The sequence below is a fragment of the Nostoc linckia z4 genome, assembly GCF_002608075.1.
Taxonomy (GTDB): Bacteria; Cyanobacteriota; Cyanobacteriia; order Cyanobacteriales; family Nostocaceae; genus Nostoc; species Nostoc linckia.
Genome location: NZ_LAHA01000009.1, coordinates 72,614 through 93,579 on the forward strand (window position 1 = coordinate 72,614; position 20,966 = coordinate 93,579).

A 20,966-nucleotide genomic window follows, 5' to 3' on the forward strand; every position below is an offset into this window, starting at 1 on the left:
GAAAGCCACAGTTGGCAGTCAGGTAGTGTGGATTTCCCTCCTATTCAGGGATTTCCATTTAAATGATACGAGGAACCACAAAGGGCCCATAGACAGTTTCGTAGAGAAGTGGCTTCAGGCAGGGTAGAACACAAAGAAAGAAGAAACTATCAAAGGACGTACAAATGTATGTACGCCCCTTGAGGAGATTATGGTTCAAATAAACGAGATGCACTTATTTATATTTAATTTGTACTTTTGTTCGCCAAAAGAGCTACAAAAATACCAACAGGTATGAAGTTACAATTGCTAATTAGGAATTATAATTCCTACAAAATATGTAATTTTCTTTGCTGATAAGTTTAATTGAATCCAGATGCTCCTCGTCAGGTTTATTTACGATTTGCGATTTTCAAAGGAATTTTCACTGTTTGTTGACCGTCAAAAGTTTGTTCTAAATTGGGGGCTGGTCTTGTGGAAGATATGTTTTTAAACAAAACATTGAGGGTACGAACAATGGTTTTCAGGACTTTCATTTTACTGGCAGTGGGCTTTTGATCGTATCTCAAAACCATTGGAATTTCTACTATTCTAGGTTTGAATACTTTAGCTTTGAGTAGTAAATCTATCATGCAAGCAAATCCGCTTTCTGTGAAAAGATTTTCACCATAATAGGCATCAAGTCTACTGAGCAAAGTACGGTTATACAGTCTATAACCACAAGTGTAGTCTCTAACACCTGGTACGCGGGCTGCAATTCTAAATAGCCAGCTTGCTCCGTAGCTCATGAACTCTCTAAATTTTGATAAGCCGATGACTTTGGAGCCTTTGCGATATCTAGATGCGATGGCAATATCATAACCACCAGCGATGGTGGTATCATACATTTTAATTAACAATTCTGGTGGTTGAGTATCATCACAGTCCATAGCTGCTAAAAAATCACCTTCTTGAGAAATTTCTAAGAAAGTTGTGAAGCCTGTTTTAATTGCTTGACCTAAACCAGCATTTTTGGAATGTTGTACTAATTTCAGCGATATGCCCAAGGATTGAGCTTCTGCTATGGCAGTGTCAGCAGTGCGATCGCTACTGCCATCATCAACTAAAATCAGTTGGATGTTCATCTTCGAGATTTCCTGCAATGCCTGAAATCTTTTGAACAATGGTGGAATTGATTCTTCTTCGTTGTATGCGGGTAAAAGAACAAAAAGACTCATAAATGCCTCGTGTAATTTGGAAAATACCAGTACTGAGATTTTAAGAATTTAGTAATGTTGATTTTTTGAGGAATTCATCAACGTGTCTGACCACTGCGTTGTTGTTGACGCTATCATTCACGAACTGTGATGTATTCACAACAAAAAAATCAGCATTTTCTGTGCTTACCTTGGGAACAAGACTTGAGTAGTTTAAAACTTGTAGCGGCTGTACTTTAATCGCTCTATTTATGTGTGCTGCTACGATGTCATCTTGTTTGAGTTCTGGGAACATCAAACGTATTCCTTGGAAAAATAATTGTCGCAATTCTTCTTCTGGCTGTTTTAACAAGGGATCGGTAGAAAGTATATATTTTGGTAGGAATGTCATGTGATATCCTGCCGTTTCTTCCAATGAAACTAAGTTACTCATACCGATAACTCCAGTAAAAGGAATATTTCTATCGGCAATATTAACTACATAATAAGGAATTAAAGGCTTGCGGGTAATTAGTGTCATGCAAATTACACCAAGGTACTCTACTGTTTCACGAGTTTGGGAAACTTTCACTAGGTCATTTGCAACAACCTGTTGCAGGACATTAACTGGGCCAGTAAATATGACCTTATCAAAATGTTCTTTTTTACCTTGAGATTCTACCCAGATTCCACCTTCTTGAGCAGGTGCAATATACTCCACCGCAGTACTTGTACGAATCTCACCTCCAGTCGCCTTAATTAATTCTTCTAAACGGTCTATTACAGTTTTATAACCGCCAGAAACATAACCAAGTTGTTCTTTACTCAATGAAGAATCCCGCGCTGAAAATAATCTTCTAATGTAAGCCCAAATAAAAACAGCTGAGATTCGTTTATAATTCTCTCCTAATTTTGATAGAAGCAAGGGTTTCCAAAGCTTTTCGTATGTATTTCTCCCACCCAGTTTTAACAGCCAATCTTCAACTAAAATCTTTTCTAAACTCTGCCAATTAGTGATGCGCGAGCCGTATAAAAGAGTAAAGGCTAATCTAATTTTTCCCATCAACCCAAACAAAGGGAAGCGTAGAAATTCTATAGCATTACTGATAGAATAAAATTTCTTATTATCATAAAATCCTGTTAAACTACGATGCCAACGTAGTTTATCTCCAAGACCAATATCTCTAATAAAATTTATTAAATAAGTATCAGAAGGTAAAATAACGTGATAAAAACGATCCCAGGTAAATAACCCGTAATCATGATAGGTGGTAAGTCCACCAAGTTGATTGTTATTATCAAAAACAGTTACTATATTTCCTTGGTGTGAAAGACGTTGGGCTAATACTAGGCCAGTTATTCCTCCGCCAATGATGCCTATTTTCATAAACTTAAATTTTTCTAGGGAATGTTGTTCAAATTTATCTTTCGACTTTGTTAACGTTGACAGTTAATTGAGCTATCAATGTACAACAAGAATTACACCAGTGATAATAATTGAAATTCCTAGCCACTGGCTCAATACGACCTTCTCTCTGAGAAGATAGTAAGAAGCAATAGGTATAAGTGCGTACATTAATCCCAAAACTGGAAATGCTTGGCTCAAAGGAACTGTCCGCAAAACATAAAGCCACAATAGTGTCATGAAACCGTAGCAAATGAACCAAATTGCAAAATAGCGAGAAAATATCAAATTGCGGATGGATGCGCTTCCTTCTTTGTTAGAGTTGGTTATGTAAAGCCCGTACTTTAGCGATACATTAGCCACTGTTCCAAACAAAACTACAAGCATTAAATTTAGCGAGTTAATGATGTCCATTTTTTAATACTTGATTTCGATAAATTACTATAAAATTATTGGGATTTTTTTATAGGAATAACCACTAGAAGAACACCAGCAAAAATAGTGAGTACTCCTATTATTCTAGTTATTGTAATTACTTCATTAAAAAAATAATACGAGCCTAAAAGTATGCCGACGTAATTTAAGCTAGTTACCGGATAGGCAATACTTAATTTGACGTTGCGTAAAGCTAATATCCAAGTGACTATTGCTAAACAATAGACAGTTATAGATAATGCTAATTGTTGAAGAAATTCCCAATTTAATAGTCCTTGATGGCTATTGGTCATGGTATGCTTCATCAACAATTGCCCGGAAATACTAAATAAAATGCTAACAAGTAAGATAATATACGATGTTATTTGAAAGCGAGAATTTTGTAATATAGATTTCATAATAGATTTACCTCAATGGTAATAATAAGTATGAACTTAAAAATTTTGCATTTCGGTCACGCCTTCTCAAAAATTTGAACTCTCACTTCAGCAAATAGCAAATAGAATTTAGAGAGTTATGAAGGGACTGAGATCAAAATGACCATTGAAGTTCATGTCCTAAAAGTTTAAAACCAAATAATGTTGACTTTGGATATCAGACACTTGCTGTATCAAGCCACCTAGTTATACTTCCGGACTATTATTAGACAAAGGTCACATAGTATATGAAGTACACTAAAAATTTGTCCTAGATTGAGTTTACCAATTGGCGATCGCTAAGCTTGGAGAGGATACTCATTCTTAACATTTAAGCCAGTAAACACAGATTGCCAAAATTTTTATCAATCCATTGATTAAGTTTCATCAGTTGTAGGTATCTTCTTGTAGAAATTTAGTTGAATACACCACTGAAATTGTCAACCGATTAACTTTATATTTCAGAACTTACTTAAATTAATAATTGTCTTCAATTTGCTTGTTAGTGGAGAGTTTATTAATTTTTCCTTCGTCTATATAAACTATCTTTAAACTCACAGATATAGTTGTGAGTTAGGCTGGAAACTAATTCGCTGAATTTGCTTACTTGCTTTATTTGGACATTTAATAGAATATTTAGCAAAATTTCTTAGGCTCTAGAGCAGTATCTTAAAATAGATGGGTTTCTTTAGAGTTTTATCGCAACTTTACTTAATATCCTAAGTCAAGCTTTGATGATAGTAGAGGTTAGTCTAAAGCTAGACTATGGTCGGCGGAAATAATTGCAGTTCGCAGATGTTGAAATTGATGGCAGTATTTTTACATTGTGAGTATTGCCTTTGATTGATTTTAGTTGATTTTTATGGATTACTACATATAGTTTTAACTAGAGTTGTTTCTCAAAAGTTATTGCTACATGTAATTACTTACTAGAATACCACGAGAAAAGAATGTTGCAAATTTATCGCCATACTTCATGAAAAATTTACTTGCTGAAAATCTGCTTAAACAAAAACTTCATAAAATAGACAGTATATTCTTTATAAATTTTTACTTGCTAAATTATGTATATTTCTTGGCTTTTGACTGTCGAAACTTGTATAAAAGGCAATTCCACATCAAAAATTTACCTTGCCAAAATCTATCTAAACAAAAACTTTATACACTAGACCAGCTTGAAGAATGTAATACGCAGTAGGATAAAAAAACCTTTTGACTATTGGTAGTGGGTTACATCAGGAATTTACCTCAAATCAACCATAGTACATGGCACATTGGAAGCAAGAGAAATTTTTATTTGTGAGTCCAGATCGCAGAGTCTTGTCAAAGTGCTAAGGAAAAAAGCAAAATAATCAACTTTAGAATAAACCGCGTAGATCTATTTGCTATGTAAATTTTGATTTCTTCAAAACTGTATATTTATAAGACGCTTTTTCGGTAATACATTTGCAGAAATTAAAAGTTATGTTCAAAGATAAATAAATTATAAAGCCTAAAGTTTATTTTACTAAAGCAGAATTTCAATTCCAGCGATCGCCAAAGTAATGGCTAAAACATAGAATTAAAAGATACTAGTTTCTAGAAAAAAATACACAGACAAAAATCATTAATTGAATTGTTTTTTCTTCAATTTTAACAATTCACTAATTGAAATATTTCAATTTCAGATTAATAGGTAGTTAATTTATATACAAAATGAACGGGAAAAGCGTACTTAAGACTCAATCTTCCAGTGCAATTTGATACTATTAACTATTCTAACTAAAGCCTCAAAATAGAGATATTACTTCTCCATCATCAGGTTAATATGATGGAGAGAAGAATGAGCTACTTTGTTAGAAAATTTTATATTTGAAAAGCAAGTCCAAAGTCATCAAACCCATGACTAAGGGCACAAAACCCGCTTGGAGGCTTGATTTGATTAACTGTCTGAATAATTGGCAGTATTTTAAAGTTGACAAAAATTTAATTATTGTTGCTTTATGTCGTTTAGTTTCTCCAGGTACTTTTTATGTCAGTGGAGTCTATTTTAAGCCATTTTGTTGCAACAGCTTGTTAGTAATAATAAAAACAATGATTAACAATCCAAACTGAATCTGCCAGGGTGCTAAGACTAAACTCAAAATCAAGCTGATAACTGCAAAAACACCCGCGAGATATGCGATTTCATCAGTACTTTTTTTAATTATGTAGCCAGTAGCTATAGCAGTGCATAGTGGTATCAGGAAAAACAAAGCCATTGTCAATCACCTATGGACTACAAATTGTGGTGTTTATGAAAAGATAAAAATGTTTTTGGAATTGTGGTTAATTTTACATCCAAGAAGGTTTTAGCCACAACAGTCTATCGATATAAATCTTATCAAAAATCAAGATTATGCAATTCTTTATTTTACACCTTCATAGGGCAATGGACAGTCACAGGCTGAGGTGATGGTGCTTCTCAAACAAAGGAGTTATCTGGTAAATTAGCTTAAAACTTTGGACTGGTTTGATGAAAACGTTTTAGCATATTAGCTTTAGGAGTAGGATTTTCAACTGAAAGATTCGATGCTGAACATTCCTCAATTACTGGCAACTGAATTAAACCTCAAACCCCATCAGGTGCAAAACGCCTTAGAACTTTTGGCGGAAGGTGCAACCATTCCGTTCATTGCGCGTTACCGTAAAGAGCGCACTGATGAGATGAATGAAGTGCAACTTCGAGAACTGGCCGATAGATATACTTATTTAACAGAACTGGAAGAACGTAAGTCTGTAATTCTCAATGCGATCGCTGAACAAGGTAAACTTACAGACGAACTCAAAACGAAAATCACGTCTTGTTTACAAAAAACAGAACTTGAAGATCTATATTTACCCTATCGACCAAAGCGACGCACCCGCGCCACCATCGCCAGGGAAAAAGGACTCGAACCCTTAGCGGAGTTCATCAAATCTTTAAATGTTAAAAATGCTATGAACGCTTCCCTGGAGGAAGCAGCAGCTAAGTATATTTCCGCAGCCAAGGAAGTAAAAACAGCAGCAGAAGCGCTCAAAGGTGCATCTGACATCTTAGCGGAAGAAGTCGCTGAAAAAGCCGAATTACGCGCACACATCCGCGATTATTTCCTCGAAGAAGGAGTGTTTGTCTCCCGCATCAAAGATGATTATCCCGAAGGTACAACCAAGTTTGAGATGTACCGAAATTATCAAATCAAGGTCAAAAATATTGCACCCCACAATATGCTGGCCTTGTGTCGAGGTGAAGCAGAGAAAGTATTAAGCTTTGAAATTGCTTTTGATGAAGATACGGTACTTTATTATCTGGAATCTCAAGAAATTAAAACTAAAGTCAAAACAATTCGGGATTTTTACCAAGGGATGTTAAAGGATGCATTTAACCGTTTGATGAAAATCTCTCTAATGGGAGAGGTAATTTCGGAGAAAAAAACCTACGCAGATATAGAATCAATCAAGACGTTTGAAGCAAATCTGCGGGAGTTGTTGTTGTCTGCACCAGCAGGAATGAAACCAACCCTAGCCATCGATCCTGGATTTAGAACTGGGTGTAAAGTTGTAGTCCTCGACGAAACAGGGAAATTTTTGGAATACCAAGCGATATTTCCTCACCAAGCAGCGGAACAAAGGCTCAAAGCTGCACAAACACTCAAAAATTTGATTGAAAAATACAAAATTGAATTAATCGCCATTGGTAATGGTACGGCGTCCCGCGAAACAGAGGAGTTTGTCTCGGAAGTCTTACAAAAAATAGAACGCAAACCAGTAAAAGTCATAGTCAACGAATCTGGTGCATCTATATATTCTGCTAGTAAAGTGGCGTTGGAAGAATTTCCTGATTTAGATATTACCGTGCGTGGAGCAATTAGTATCGGCAGGCGTTTGCAAGACCCCTTGGCGGAACTAGTGAAAATCGATCCCAAATCCATTGGTGTGGGACAATATCAGCACGATGTCGATCAAAAGTTGTTGAAAAAGAAATTGGAGGAAACCGTAGAAAGCTGTGTTAACTACGTAGGTGTAGACTTAAATACCGCTTCTAAAGAACTCTTAACTTCCGTCTCTGGAATTACCCCAACAGTGGCGAATAATATTGTCGCCCATCGCAACCAACATGGAGCCTTTAAAAATCGCCGCCAACTGTTGAAGGTTGCAAAATTGGGGCCGAAAGCCTTTGAACAAGCAGCCGGTTTTCTGCGAATTCGCGGTGGTGACAACCCATTGGATAATACAGCAGTGCATCCAGAAAGTTATGCTGTAGTCGAGGCGATGGCATCTGATTTAAATGTGCCATTAAACCAAGTGACGCAAATAGCCGAAAAACTTAAAAAAACTAACCTGAAAAAATACGTAAGCGATACCGTCGGCGAACCCACACTGCGCGATATCCTCAGCGAACTCGAAAAACCAGGTAGAGACCCCCGTGCTGAGTTTAAGTACGCCACCTTTAAAGAAGGAATTAAGGAAATTACCGACTTAAAAGAAGGAATGGAACTAGAGGGAATCATCACCAATGTTGCCAACTTCGGTGCTTTCGTTGATATCGGCGTACATCAAGACGGTTTGGTGCATATTTCCCAACTGGCCGACCGATTCATAGACGATCCCAAGAAAGTTGTCAAGGTGGGACAAGTTGTGAAAGTGCGAGTACTAGAAGTCAACGAGAAATTAAAGCGAATTAGTTTGTCGATGAAAGCAGTTAAGCAGTAAATTTCAGCATAATTCCTAATTTCAATTGGGAATTAGAAATTATAAGAGGTTATTTATAAAGTGAAAATAAAATTAATGTAGTGGACTGACAAACCTTAAATGTTGCAATAGATTTTATTGTGGGATGGGTGTCCTCACCCGTCCAGGCGGGCAGGATGCCCACCCCACAAGAGTTTACTAATGCACTATCTTAACCTTGCCACCCCACTACTTAAGATTTACTTTATAAATGGTCTCTAAATAGGCGTTCAAATTAGAAATAACAGATGGCAGTATATCAAGTCCGACTCATCAACGCTAGCCTGGGATTAGATTCCACCATTCAAGTACCAGACGATCAATATATTTTGGATATAGCAGAAGACGCTCATATCCGCCTACCATCTGGGTGCAAACAAGGCGAATGTTCCGCCTGTATTGCCAAACTTATCAGCGGTGAAGTCAATCAAAGCGAGCAAAAATTCCTGCGTCCAGGTGAAATAAAGGCTGGTTATGTTGTTACTTGTGTAACTTATCCGTTGTCAGATTGCACTTTAGAAACCCATCAAGAACAAGTTTTATACAAATCAGCCCTTTACTATAAGCCTGAGTCCGCAAAATCTGAATGATTACTACCTTCTAAATCTTAAATAAATATTAATTTTTTGAATAATTAAAGAAATGTAACATTACTGAAAAAACATGCTACTGTAACGACACACAGCCGTGCATCCCACTGTAGTTTTTTTTGTTCAACCTCAAGATAGAAGCAAATTCTATCTTTCAAGAGAGGTTAGAATCTAGTGCCTAGTTAAAGATGAAATAAGAAGTTTGAAAGAAAAAATCTTTATTAGGTAAATACAATGTTGACACCATTTTTAACTGCCATAGCCACAGCTTTAAGTTTATTAATTGTTGATTTAGTTGTTCCAGATGTTGACATTGCTAATTTTCCCGCAGCTTTAATTGCTGCTTTCGTAATCGGTTTAATTAACGGTTCAGTGAAGCCGGTTCTTTCTACCCTTTCTCTCCCACTCAACTTTTTAACATTTGGAGCATTTTCCCTTATCATCAACGGTTTTTGCTTCTGGTTATCAGCCGCTTTAGTTCCTGGGTTCTCAGTTCACGGACTTATCGGTTTTATCCTTGGGCCTGTGATTCTATCTTTTGCTAATACCTTGATTAACAACTACTTTGTTGAGAGAAATCTTTTAACCAGTGGTGGTAATGTAAAAAGCCAAGGTGAATTACCTTCTAGATAAACGTTCGCAGGAGTAGAAGCGATAATTCACTCACGTCTCTACTCTAAACAAAAATACCGAATTCAGATAAATCGTGGGATGGATTTTATAATTTGGTGTTTTGTAGAAAATGTAATTAAACAAATTTACACACTAGTAACAACATCATGAAATTAGTTCGTTATCTTCTAGGTTTGTTAGTGCCTCCCTTAGGCGTTTTCTTGACAGTTGGAGTTGGCCCGACATTGATTATCAACATTTTGCTGACCCTTCTTGGTTGGCTTCCTGGTAGTATTCATGCAATTTGGGTAATTGCCAAATATGATGAACAACTTAGCCGAGAAGGACGTATTTACTAATACGTAAAAATATCTGAAAACTCTGAAGTAGGGTGCGTTATGTCATAAAGCTAACGCACCTTTTCATTTGTTAATATCCTAACTACCTGATGACAGTTAACGGTTCATAATTCCACGCTAGTATAGTTATACTTTTTCAGCCTGCATTAGCTTATAGTTCAATACCCTTGGTGTTGAGAAAGTTATACCCATTAAAAAAATGTTTGCGATGGCCCACCCGCCTGACGACACCCTCCGCTTGCTAAGATACAGCTGGCGAATCAGGGATGATACGCCTCATTGAAGGATTTTTCGTCATTCCACCCGATGTGGAGACGTAGCAATGCTACGTCTCTACAGCATCTTAGCAAGGGGAGGGTTGGGGAGGTGTCTTGTCTATGTGTCGCATTCTTTTTTTAAATTGGTATTAGTCTGTGGAGACAATAATTAAAATATTTTTGATATTAATAGGGGCAAACGGTGGTTCGCCCCTAAGAGAAGCTATATGTCACCAAGCTATAATCAGCTGTATTTATTTGTGGATAGTTTCCCGTTCTTTATCAGCAGGTTCCTTATCTTTAAACAAATCAGCCGCAGTTAACAGTAACTCTCTCAAGGTTTGTTTAATTTGGTACTCTTTTCTTGCTAAAGATGTACCTGCTTCACCTAGTTTATCTTCTAAGAGCGATCGCTTTTGCCCTACCTGTGCAGCCAGAGATTCCGCCTGGGGACGAGCCTTATCATACCAGTGTTTGGCCTCGTCTAGATAATCTTGAACCTCCATAGAACGTCCGCCATAACGTGCAGCCAAATTAGCTCGAACAAGGGCTAATTGTGCTTGTAGTTGTGCGTAACGTTTCTTTAATAATGCCACTTCTTCACTATCTTTAATGGTATTAATGGCAGAATCAATTGCAGTTTTTGTACTAGCAGGTTCTTGTTTACTTGTCTCTTCAATCTCTGCCAAAATCACATCAACTTCTTGCTGGAGTTGTTCTTCTTCACCATCTAGTTGAGCCTGTAGCCGCTTGATATCTGCCTGAGTTTTAACAATATTTTCGTGCCTTTTACTATTAACTCCTTCCAACGCACCTTCAATGGAAGCTGTTACTTCATCTTTGAGTTCGCTGCCTTTTTCTTGGAAAGTTTCAATTACAGCAGAAACCGCATCTTTCACTAAGCTGCGGATTTCAGTAGAACCTTGTTTAAATTCCGAAGAAACTTGAGAAACTGCGGATTTGACAATTTCTCTAATTCTTTCAGTTCTTAATTGTCCAGTTTGTTTAGCTTGTTGTAAGTCTGCTTGAATTTGTTGTTTGATATTGTTAGGCATTTTTTACTCTGGAGATTTTACTAATTGGGATAAAAATTTATAGACATGGCTCTACATACCGATTATGGCGTAGGGCGATCGCACTTGGCACTTCCTTTAGATAGAAAGTCATACACCCCAAGAAGTGTTACCTATTTGTGAGATGATGAATACTTGCTGGTAGTAATTGAGAATAAAATATGTGGCGAGTAAATATTAGTTGTTCTGGTGATGCTTGGAAAGTATATGGTACTGAATTTAAAGCAATAGCTGAAAAATATCAAGGTGAATTAATCGGTTCCAAAAAAATGCCAGATGGTACCCGGATCATGTCATATAAAATTGACGATGTTAGCGATGCCGAAGCTTTTCAAGAATATTGTGCCCATTTTGCTGGATTCACATCTGACTTTGAATCTCTGTAACATTTTTATGACACTGATTTTTGTAACCAGTATTTCAAAATCCGGAGCAGTTGAGTGAAAAAACTCCTAACATTGATATTAGTAACTTTTGTATTATTGATAAATACTTTGACGTTACCAGCAAATGCCGCGGATATAGCCAACGGCCAACAAATATTCAGCATTCATTGTGCTGGTTGTCATATTAATGGTGGTAACATAGTCAGGCGAGGTAAAAACCTGAAAAAGCAGACCCTTAAGAAATATGGTATGGATTCAATGGAGGCAGTTATATCGATAGTTACTAATGGTAAAAATAATATGTCAGCCTACAAAGACCGCTTGAGTGAACAGCAAATTCAAGATGTTGCTGCTTATCTTCTCGAACAAGCTGAAAAAGGCTGGCGGTAAAAAAAGTTAGGAGTTAAGAGTTAGGAATTAGAAGTTAGGAGTTAGGAGTTAGGAGTGAGGAATTAAGAGTTAGGAGTTAAAAGTTAAGAATTAGGAGTTAAAACTTTACCACTCATTAACTCTAAAAGTCCGAAATCATTCATAATGAAAGTATAAAACTTAAAAAACTTTAAAAGCCCTTGTCTACTCACTAATTATTAACTATTCTAACTCCTCACTCCTAACTTCTCACTCCTAACTCCTAATTCCTCACTCCTAACTTCTCACTCCTAATTTGAAAATGAACTTACCCGCAGCTAGTCGTCTCCAATTCACCCCTGATTTAAATATTTGCCGCATATTAAATGGAATGTGGCAAGTCTCTGGCGCACACGGGCGCATTAATAGCCAAGTTGCCATTGATAGTATGTTCAAATATTTAGATGCAGGCTTCACAACTTGGGATTTAGCAGACCATTATGGCCCCGCAGAAGATTTTATCGGTGAGTTTCGCTGTCAACTAGTTGATACCCGTGGGAAAGATGCTTTATCGCAAATCCAAGCCTTTACAAAATGGGTTCCTCGTCCAGGGAAAATGACTAAAAAATTCGTCGAGGAAAATATTGATATTTCCCTGAGAAGAATGAATGTGCAATCATTAGATTTGATGCAATTCCATTGGTGGGAATATCGAGATAAAAATTATCTAGATGCCCTCAAATATATGGCAGAGTTGCAAACTGAGGGCAAAATTAAGCATTTAGCTTTGACTAATTTTGATACAGAACACTTAAAAATTATTACTGAAGCAGGCATTAAAATTGTTTCTAACCAAGTACAATTTTCACTCGTCGATCGCCGTCCGGAAGTGCAGATGATTGAATTTTGTCAACAGCACGATATCAAACTTTTTACTTACGGTACAATTTGCGGTGGTTTGTTGTCAGAAAACTATCTAGGGAAACCAGAACCACGAGGATTTGATTTAACTACCGCTAGCTTGAAAAAATATAAAAATATGATTGATGCTTGGGGTGGTTGGCGATTATTTCAAGAGTTGCTTGCTATCCTCAAAGAAATTGCTAATAAACATGGGGTAAGCATTGCTAATGTGGCAGCGCGTTACATTTTAGATAAACCAACTGTGGGAGGTGTGATAGTTGGTGCCAGACTTGGAGTATCGGAACATATCGAAGATAATGCTAAAGTTTTCAGTTTTAGTTTAGATGATGGCGATCGCGATCGCATTAACGCTGTGTCTCGTCAGTCACGGGATTTGTACCAAATAATCGGCGATTGTGGCGATGAATATCGACGATAATACAGCAATTGTATTTTAGATTTTAAATTTGGGATTTTGGATTGAAGATTCAAAATCCCAAATTTATTGACTCTGCAAATAATGAGCCTCAATACCCAAAAAGAAGATTTTAGTTACGCTTATGTTTACGCCGTCACAGCAACTGCTGGCTACTCCTTGCAAGCAGCCACACGTAGGTTAGATGATAGCGGCATCGATGCTACAATCACTGTACCCGGAAAACTCAACTCCAAGCGTCTACCGAGATTTGATGTACAAATTAAATCTACATCCCAAAGCATTCTTAAAGAAACATCAATTAAATACAGACTCAGCACCAAAAACTATGACGAACTCCGGGAAAACGATCCTTTCGTGCCACAACTATTAATAGTTGTTTTAGTGCCAGAAGAAGTTAGCAACTGGTTATCCCAAACCGAAGAATCCCTATGCCTTAAACGCTGCGGGTACTGGCTATCGTTACGCGGACAACCACCAGTTGATAACAAAACTTCCATCACTGTGGAAATTAAGCGTCAAAATATATTTAGCCCTAACGCACTCCAAACCATAATGTCACGCATCGCTGTTGGAGAATCACTATGACAGCTATTTTCCCAGATGTGGAAAAATTCAGATATATCGACCCGTTACAAGTAGAAGCTTACTTAGTCGGGCATGGTTGGCAGCAACAGCAACGTCAAGGTGATAAAGCTGCCATTTGGACTTTGGACGGTTTTGAAATTCTACTTCCCCTCAAAGCAGAAATTATCGACTTTTCTCGTCGCATGGCGGAAGTTGTTGAAACTCTGGCATTGGCACAAACCAGATCCCAACAGTCAATTTTGGGTGACTTAATTACAAATGCACCTAACACTACTATTCAAGCAGTCGTCACGCATATCGCCACACCCAACGCAGATCGCCTAAGTGGAGAAATTACTTTCCTGGGCATTGTTGTTGATAAACTGCGTCCCATCCACACTGAATTAAGCGATCGCGACTACATTCTTGCACTGAAAGCCTACCAAGAACGCCTACCTGTTTATTGTACGGGTGATTTAATCAAGTCTAACGGTATATTTATCCTGAAAAATCCCCACAAATTTCGCTTGGATGATAGTGAATAATGTTCCTACGCCGAGATATTCCTTGCCTCCACATATTCGCACAAAGTAGTTGGCTCAGGAATTGGTAATCCTTCTTCTCGCAATCCGTCTAAATGAAAAGCGATCGCTTCTTTAATTTGCTGGTTAATTTCTTCAAGAGTTGTGCCCGTGGCTACACATCCAGGTAAATCTGGTACATAAGCTGAATAGTTGTTTGCTGCTTTTTCAATCACAATTGCATAACGCATTAATTTTCCTCTTCTTCTTTTTTCTCTTGTGTTTGTGGTGTTTCTTCGCTACTTTTTATATTCTTAGGACTTACGCAACTGGCATATTATTTTAAGTTCGTAGTAAGGACTTTAGTCTTCTAATAAGGACTGAAGTCCTTACTACAAGCAAAAAAAATTGATTTTTTGTGACACTTGCGTAAGTTCTGATTCTCTTTTAATTGAGCGTATTGTGTTATGAGTGCGTAAGTCATAATTTTTTTGTCATTATTTGTGCCATTGGCCATAAACTTTTCTTAAATTTTTCTTAGACTTTTATTTGACTTGAAAGTGTATTGTCCGGTAAAAGCTGTGGTTTCAAATATTTTATTTGTCCTTTGTCCTTAGTCATTAGTCCTTAGAAACACAAATGACTAAGGACTAATGACTAATAACTATCCATACGGAAATGCAATATACAGGCGCATTCCTGCAAACTTTTACCCTTCTAAGGACAAATAGTAATGCCAGCAATTAATTCAGTCGATCTATCCACCTATACATTGATCGGCCGGTATGACCTACCCGAACCTACACGCACCACTGCACCTCCCAACAGCCTGCTGGCTCAGGAAGTCTCGGCGGTAACCTACAACTGGGACACTGACACCCTGTTCGTCGTGGGCGATGGTAGCACATCAATCGTTCAAGTAACGAAGACAGGGGAGTTAATCGACTCAATGACATTGGCTCCTGGTAATAGTCCCCAAGGCACGGACTTTTATGATACGGAAGGGCTGACCTACATCGGCGGCGGCAAATTCGTCTTAATCGAGGAACGAGACCGTCAGGCTAACTTGTTCACTTACGTACCAAACACTACGCTTACCAAAAGCGACGTGCAAACCGTCAAGCTCGGTACAACGGTGGGGAATATTGGCATTGAAGGCATATCCTATGACCCATTGACGAGCGGATTCATTGCCGTCAAAGAGACGCAACCACAAGGGATATTTCAAACTAACATTGATTTTGCAGCCGGTACCGCCACAAACGGTTCCCCCACCACAGCGAACTCCACTGACCTTTTCAATCCTGCACTGGCCAATCTGTTGGACTTTGCCGATGTTTACGCATTGTCAAATCTGTCATCTCTCAACGGCCAAGCTGACTACAGTAATCTGCTGGTACTGAGTCAAGAATCGGGCAAAATTGTCGAAATCGATCGCTCTGGAAATATTTACAGTTCCTTAACCATTGTCTCTAATCCAGGTAATCCCCTGTCTGTTGTAGACCAGGGCCATGAAGGTCTGACAATGGACAAAGATGGCTATCTTTATGTAGTCAGTGAAAATGGCGGTGGTGATATCAATCACCCGCAACTTTGGGTCTATGCACCTTCCTCTGTTCCGAATCAAGCTCCCACTGCTATAGTGCTGAACAATCAGGTTACAGCCATCGCTGAAAACACCAGCACTGCAACTAGATTAAAAGTAGCAGATATTACTATTACTGATGATGGGCTAGGAACAAATAATCTGACTGTAACTGGAACTGATGCTAACTTCTTTGAAGTTGACAGCACTGGACTGTACATCAAAGCCGGAACTGTTCTAGATTATGAAACCAAGACCAGCTATAGTGTCATCGTTAATGTAGATGACCCGACTCTTGGCAGCACTCCGGATGCGATCGCCAACTTTACTTTAGCTGTTACGGATGTGGTGAATGAAACACCGTCACTTCCCAATGTCATCATCTCTGAGGTGTCACCGTGGAGTAGCAGCAATAGCCCCTATGGTGCCGATTGGTTCGAGGTGACAAATACAGGCAGCAGTACTGTAGACATTACTGGCTGGAGAATAGATGACGACTCCAACAACTTCGCAAACTCAGTGGCACTCAACGGAGTTACCAGCATCGCTCCTGGACAATCAATTATTTTTATTGAAGGTGATGCCACCACCACCAACGCATTCAAAACGGCATGGTTTGGTAGTAATGTCCCCAGTGGCTTCACCATTGGTACTTATAGCGGCTCTGGTATAGGTTTAAGCACCGGGGGCGATGCGGTAAATCTCTTTAATGCCGGCGGCAACAGAATTACTGGCGTTAGCTTTGGCACATCCACCACAGGCTTCACCTTTGATAATCAGGCTGGTTTGGGCAGTACTACGCTGCCACTACCAACTGTCTCCACCTTGAGCGTCGCGGGAGTCAATGGTGCCTTTCTCGCTACCGATGGTCTAGAAACTGGCTCTCCAGGCACCATTGTCACCCCTCCCTCCTTGATCGTCTCCGAGGTGTCACCGTGGAGTAGCGGCAATAGCCCCTATGGAGCCGACTGGTTCGAGGCGACAAATACAGGCAGCAGTACTGTAGACATTACTGGCTGGAGAATAGATGACGACTCCAACAACTTCGCTAACTCAGTGGCACTCAATGGAGTTACCAGCATCGCTCCTGGACAATCAATTATTTTTATTGAAGGTGATGCCACCACCACCAACGCATTCAAAACGGCATGGTTTGGTAGTAATGTCCCCAGTGGCTTCACCATTGGGACTTATAGCGGCTCTGGTATAGGTTTAAGCACCGGAGGCGATGCGGTAAATCTCTTTAATGCCAGCGGCAACAGAATTACTGGTGTTAGCTTTGGCACATCCACCACAGGCTTGACTTTTGATAATCAGGCTGGTTTGGGCAGTACTACGCTGCCACTACCAACTGTCTCCACCTTGAGCGTCGCGGGAGTCAATGGTGCCTTTCTCGCTACCGATGGTCTAGAAACTGGCTCTCCAGGCACCATTGTAACTCTCAACCAAGCTCCCACTGCCGTGGTGCTGAACAATTCACTAACAGCGATCGCTGAAAACACCAGCACTACAACACGGATTAAAGTCGCAGATATCACTGTCACCGATGATGCTTTGGGCACTAATGTCCTTAGCCTCAGCGGAGCTGACGCTAGCGCCTTTGAAATTGCTAACAATGTCCTGTACCTCAAAGCCAACACTAACCTGGATTTTGAAACGAAATCCAGCTATGCGGTTAATGTTGCGGTGGATGATGCTGATGTGGGTGGCACTCCTGATGCCAGCACTAACTTTGTATTAACAGTTACGAATGTCAATGAAGCTCCCACCGCAAATAATGACAGTGGCTTTACAGCTAACCAGAGTGTGGCTAAGGTGATTCCCGTAGCCACTCTCCTAGCCAACGACACTGACCCCGATGCCAACACAAAATTGTCTATTTTAGCCAATGGATTTAGTAATGTTGTGGGTGGTAGAGTTACCCTCAACAAGAATAACGTCATCTTTACCCCAAACTCCAAGTTTAGCGGTACAGCCAGCTTCCAATACACAGTCAGTGATGGCAGCCTCACCAGTCAGGCGATGGTTACCATAGAAGTCGGCAGAACCGTTAATGACAAAAATGGTAAAGGTATCCTCATTGGCAATGGTGGCGATGATAACTTCACTGGAGGAAATGGCAAAGATACTTTGTTTGGTAACGCTGGCAATGATAGCCTCTTAGGTGGTAATGGAGCTGATATCCTCTGGGGTGGGGAAGGCGATGACCTACTCAATGGTGGTAAGGGTCGAGATATCTTCATCCTCAGTGCTGATAGCAACGGCACCGACACAATCCAAGACTTTAACCCCAAACAAGACTTTATTGGCTTATCCGGCGGACTGAGTTTGCGTCAACTAACCTTTGTGGATGTGAATTGCGCTGCTGCGATTCTCTTTGGGAATGATACCTTAGCGCTGTTGCCTGGAATAAAAGCTAATCAACTACTGGAATCGAGCTTTATTCGGGTTTAGGGACTTCAAGTAAAAAAATATTCCATAGAAGACTGTTAACTATACCTCTTGCAAAAGTGCTTTTTGCAAGAGATGGAAAAAGGGCTGCATTTTTATTGGGGAAAGGGAAAACACAAAACCTTTCCCCCTTTCCCCTTACCCTTTTCCCGACTTATGCAACAAGTCTACTGGATAGAAGGCAGTGGGGAATCCCCCTACCCAATAAAAAGCCAAATTCTAAATCTTCGCTTCTTCCTTAACCAACTTTTCCCAACCTAAATCTTTCAAATTATTATTGCGACGCAACGGACGAGTCACCAATTCCAACATGTCACGGGCATTTGTAAAGCCGTGAATTTGAGCAAAAGTGAACTCCACAGACCATTTTGTATTAATACCGCGTGCTTCTAAGGGATTGGCATGAGCCATACCAGTAATTACTAAATCTGGTTTCAACTCATAAATTCGCTGGAGTTGATTGTAATTATCTGGCTTCTCCACAATCTTTGGTAACGGCGAACCCATTTCTTGGCAAGTTTTCTCCAGTAGCGCTAATTCAGCAGCTTGATAGCGCTTATCCATATAAGGAATGCCGATTTCGTGAACTGTCATCCCACAGCGCACCAAAAACCGTGCTTGGGAGATTTCCAGCAAGTTATCACCCATGAAGAATACAGACTTACCGCGAATCAGTTTGACGTAATCTTCCAAGCTTTCCCAAATTTGAGCTTCCCGTTCGTCCAAACCTTTGGGAGTAATACCAAATACCGAGCAAATTTTCTCAATCCAAGCGCGGGTTCCATCGGGGCCAATGGGGAAGGGTGCGCCGATGAGTTTACATTTGCGGCGGCGCATTAAAGTTGTAGCTGTGCGACTGAGGAAGGGGTTGACACCAGCGACATAATACCCTTCTTCCAATACTGGCAGTTCGGTGAAGCGTTTAGCGGGTAGCCAGCCGGAAACTTTGATGCCTTGTTTCTTCAGTTCTAAGGTTAACTGCGTAACTACTGGGTCTGGAAGGGAACCAAAGAGAACTAAAGGCGGGTGGTCTACGTACTCAGATTCTTCTTGGACGACTTCTTCTTTCTTCTTACCGAAATTCAGCAGCTTTTGAATGGCGTTGCGTTCGTTTTTCTCTGTTTCCGCCATCGGCGCTTTATCGGGACAACGATTAGCCATTGCAGCTAACACGGTGTCTTCTCCTTGGGTGAAGGCGTAATCTAAACCGTTAGCACGCGCCACAACGATGGGAATACCAATTTCAGCTTCGAGTTTCGGTGCTAAACCTTCCAAATCTGTTTTGATGATTTCAGTGGTGCAAGTGCCAATCCAGACAATTACACTGGGATTGCGATCGCGTTTAATCTGCAAACACAACCGCTTCAATTCTTCATAATCATTCAGCTGTGCCGAAATATCCCCCTCTTCCAACTCAGCCATTGCATAGCGGGGTTCGGCAAAAATCATCACCCCCATTGCATTTTGCAGGAAGTAGCCACAAGTTTTTGTCCCAATCACCAAAAAGAAACTATCTTCAATTTTTTGGTATAACCACGCCACGCAGCTAATTGGGCAAAAGGTATGGTAATTCCCAGTTTCACACTCAAAGTTTAAAGCTTCTGGTTGTTGAGCGACAGTCATTTTGGTTTTTTCTCCCCTTGATTTTTCCAGTTAGGGGTAATTAAGTATGAGTTAGGAGTTGAGAGTTGTGAGTTATGAAGTATAGAGTTGTCAGTTATGAGTTGTCAGTTATGAGTTGTGAATTATAGAGTTGTCAGTTATGAGTTGTCAGTTATGAGTTTTTATTACTAACTCCTAACTCCTAACTCCTAACTCCTAACTCCTAACTCCTAACTCCTAACTCCTAACTCCTAACTCCTAACTCCTAACTCCTAACTCCTAACTCTTAACTTTTTTTCACTCATAACTTTTTTCACTCCTAACTTTGTAATTAAGCGTTGGGGAAGAGACGGGCAATTTCGGATTCATCAAAAACGCCGGCTGGTAGTTCTTCCCCTAACAAATCGTTATTTTCTTCGGTTTTTTGCAGTGATGTTTCATCACCCCAGACATCTGATAGCACATCACTAAATGCACTTTCATCTAGTGGACTATCTTCAATTACCTCGTCATCCAGCTTTACTTCTATTGCTGCTGTTGTGGCATCGAAAGTAATTTCCCCAAACTCATCTGCTTCTGCACTAGAAGTTTGAAGCGGCTCATCTTTTAAATCTTTGTCGTTAGATAAGGAAATATCACCAAAGCCATTTTCACTTTCCTCAGACTCGCTTAAACCCAGATTTGCATCATCAGAATCCACCATTGTGAATTGTTGAGATACCGCCGTCAACTCAAAGCCATTGGTATGAGAATGTGTCAATGTTTCATCTTCAGGCTTTTCATCAATGGCAGCTACGGCATTATGCACATAATTCTCTTGTTCTGGTGTAATTTGGAAGCGGTTACCGAGAGCAAAATCTGGGTCAAAATGCAAATCCAGCACTTCAATCAGGGTATCAGCATCAGGATTCAGTTTGGCAAAAGGCAACATCAATTGCGCTAATTTTGGTTCTAGGGCGTTAACTACTCCCAGGATGAGGTAAGAAGGTGGTCGCTTCCCGCCATCAGGCGTGTACACTGATTCTACTTCCATGTGCAAGATAATCCAATCCCGATTTGCCTGGAAAAATTGCAACCACTTCTGCTTTAATGAGTCTGTAAAGCTGTGAAAGAATGCCATGTTATTATTCCCCATCCT

General features: G+C 39.6%; 19 protein-coding genes. 10 read left to right on the forward strand and 9 right to left on the reverse strand.

The genetic code is table 11. The features are described 5' to 3' along the window. Positions 1–371: 371 nt before the first annotated feature. The 5 genes from VF06_RS10000 to VF06_RS10025 form a co-directional block, all read right to left on the reverse strand. Positions 372–1,196 (reverse strand): glycosyltransferase family 2 protein, encoded by an 825-nt coding sequence (locus tag VF06_RS10000; protein WP_099067111.1) that lies wholly within the window; start codon positions 1,194–1,196, stop codon positions 372–374. A 40-nt stretch (positions 1,197–1,236) separates the two neighbouring features. After that, on the reverse strand, positions 1,237–2,541 hold the full coding sequence (locus tag VF06_RS10005; protein ID WP_099067112.1) for an NAD(P)/FAD-dependent oxidoreductase: 1,305 nt from the start codon (positions 2,539–2,541) through the stop codon (positions 1,237–1,239). A 75-nt stretch (positions 2,542–2,616) separates the two neighbouring features. After that, positions 2,617–2,973 (reverse strand): EamA family transporter, encoded by a 357-nt coding sequence (locus tag VF06_RS10010; protein WP_099067113.1) that lies wholly within the window; start codon positions 2,971–2,973, stop codon positions 2,617–2,619. 35 nt (positions 2,974–3,008) lie between these two features. Next, on the reverse strand, positions 3,009–3,392 hold the full coding sequence (locus VF06_RS10015; RefSeq protein ID WP_099067114.1) for a DMT family transporter: 384 nt from the start codon (positions 3,390–3,392) through the stop codon (positions 3,009–3,011). A gap of 2,042 nt (positions 3,393–5,434) precedes the next feature. Further along, complete coding sequence (locus tag VF06_RS10025; RefSeq protein WP_099067116.1) at positions 5,435–5,650, reverse strand: hypothetical protein; 216 nt, start codon at positions 5,648–5,650, stop codon at positions 5,435–5,437. A gap of 310 nt (positions 5,651–5,960) precedes the next feature. On the opposite strand from VF06_RS10025, the gene VF06_RS10030 reads away from it, so the two are divergent. The 4 genes from VF06_RS10030 (at position 5,961) to VF06_RS10045 (ending at position 9,699) form a co-directional block, all read left to right on the forward strand. Then, positions 5,961–8,120: a Tex family protein gene (locus tag VF06_RS10030; RefSeq protein WP_099067117.1), complete on the forward strand. Its 2,160-nt coding sequence runs from the start codon at positions 5,961–5,963 to the stop codon at positions 8,118–8,120. Positions 8,121–8,386: 266 nt separating this feature from the next. Then, entirely contained in the window at positions 8,387–8,728 is a 342-nt protein-coding gene (locus tag VF06_RS10035; RefSeq protein ID WP_099067118.1) for a 2Fe-2S iron-sulfur cluster-binding protein, read from the forward strand. A gap of 234 nt (positions 8,729–8,962) precedes the next feature. Beyond that, positions 8,963–9,361 carry a phage holin family protein gene (locus VF06_RS10040; RefSeq protein WP_099067119.1) on the forward strand — a complete coding sequence of 133 codons (399 nt, stop codon included), beginning with the start codon at positions 8,963–8,965 and terminating at the stop codon, positions 9,359–9,361. A 146-nt stretch (positions 9,362–9,507) separates the two neighbouring features. Next, positions 9,508–9,699: a YqaE/Pmp3 family membrane protein gene (locus tag VF06_RS10045; RefSeq protein WP_073643542.1), complete on the forward strand. Its 192-nt coding sequence runs from the start codon at positions 9,508–9,510 to the stop codon at positions 9,697–9,699. A 511-nt stretch (positions 9,700–10,210) separates the two neighbouring features. Here VF06_RS10045 and VF06_RS10050 read toward each other — a convergent pair. After that, positions 10,211–11,011, reverse strand: coding sequence for a histidine kinase (locus VF06_RS10050; protein ID WP_099067120.1), 801 nt, complete (start codon positions 11,009–11,011; stop codon positions 10,211–10,213). A 179-nt stretch (positions 11,012–11,190) separates the two neighbouring features. Here VF06_RS10050 and VF06_RS10055 point away from each other — a divergent pair, with 179 nt between their 5' ends. The 5 genes from VF06_RS10055 (at position 11,191) to VF06_RS10075 (ending at position 14,214) form a co-directional block, all read left to right on the forward strand. Further along, positions 11,191–11,415: a hypothetical protein gene (locus VF06_RS10055; RefSeq protein WP_099067121.1), complete on the forward strand. Its 225-nt coding sequence runs from the start codon at positions 11,191–11,193 to the stop codon at positions 11,413–11,415. Between the two features lie 54 nt (positions 11,416–11,469). After that, a complete protein-coding gene (petJ, locus tag VF06_RS10060; RefSeq protein WP_099067122.1) occupies positions 11,470–11,805 on the forward strand; it encodes a cytochrome c6 PetJ in 336 nt (111 codons plus the stop codon). 280 nt (positions 11,806–12,085) lie between these two features. Then, positions 12,086–13,105, forward strand: a complete 1,020-nt coding sequence (locus VF06_RS10065) for an aldo/keto reductase (RefSeq protein WP_099067123.1) — start codon at positions 12,086–12,088, stop codon at positions 13,103–13,105. Positions 13,106–13,186: 81 nt separating this feature from the next. Continuing rightward, positions 13,187–13,690 (forward strand): DUF4365 domain-containing protein, encoded by a 504-nt coding sequence (locus tag VF06_RS10070; RefSeq protein WP_099067124.1) that lies wholly within the window; start codon positions 13,187–13,189, stop codon positions 13,688–13,690. Further along, positions 13,687–14,214: a hypothetical protein gene (locus tag VF06_RS10075; protein WP_099067125.1), complete on the forward strand. Its 528-nt coding sequence runs from the start codon at positions 13,687–13,689 to the stop codon at positions 14,212–14,214. The genes VF06_RS10070 and VF06_RS10075 overlap by 4 nt, the downstream gene beginning before the upstream one ends. Positions 14,215–14,219: 5 nt before the next feature. On the opposite strand, the gene VF06_RS10080 is transcribed toward VF06_RS10075, so the two are convergent. Continuing rightward, complete coding sequence (locus VF06_RS10080) at positions 14,220–14,441, reverse strand: type II toxin-antitoxin system HicB family antitoxin (RefSeq protein ID WP_099067126.1); 222 nt, start codon at positions 14,439–14,441, stop codon at positions 14,220–14,222. A gap of 482 nt (positions 14,442–14,923) precedes the next feature. Here VF06_RS10080 and VF06_RS10085 point away from each other — a divergent pair, with 482 nt between their 5' ends. Further along, positions 14,924–18,229, forward strand: a complete 3,306-nt coding sequence (locus VF06_RS10085) for an SdiA-regulated domain-containing protein (RefSeq protein ID WP_099067127.1) — start codon at positions 14,924–14,926, stop codon at positions 18,227–18,229. Between the two features lie 216 nt (positions 18,230–18,445). Here VF06_RS10085 and VF06_RS10090 read toward each other — a convergent pair whose 3' ends face one another. Together VF06_RS10090 and VF06_RS10095 are read right to left on the reverse strand one after the other, a co-directional pair. Beyond that, on the reverse strand, positions 18,446–19,849 hold the full coding sequence (locus VF06_RS10090; RefSeq protein WP_099067128.1) for a ferredoxin:protochlorophyllide reductase (ATP-dependent) subunit N: 1,404 nt from the start codon (positions 19,847–19,849) through the stop codon (positions 18,446–18,448). 310 nt (positions 19,850–20,159) lie between these two features. Beyond that, entirely contained in the window at positions 20,160–20,948 is a 789-nt protein-coding gene (locus VF06_RS10095; protein ID WP_099067129.1) for a DUF5331 domain-containing protein, read from the reverse strand. Positions 20,949–20,966: the final 18 nt, after the last annotated feature.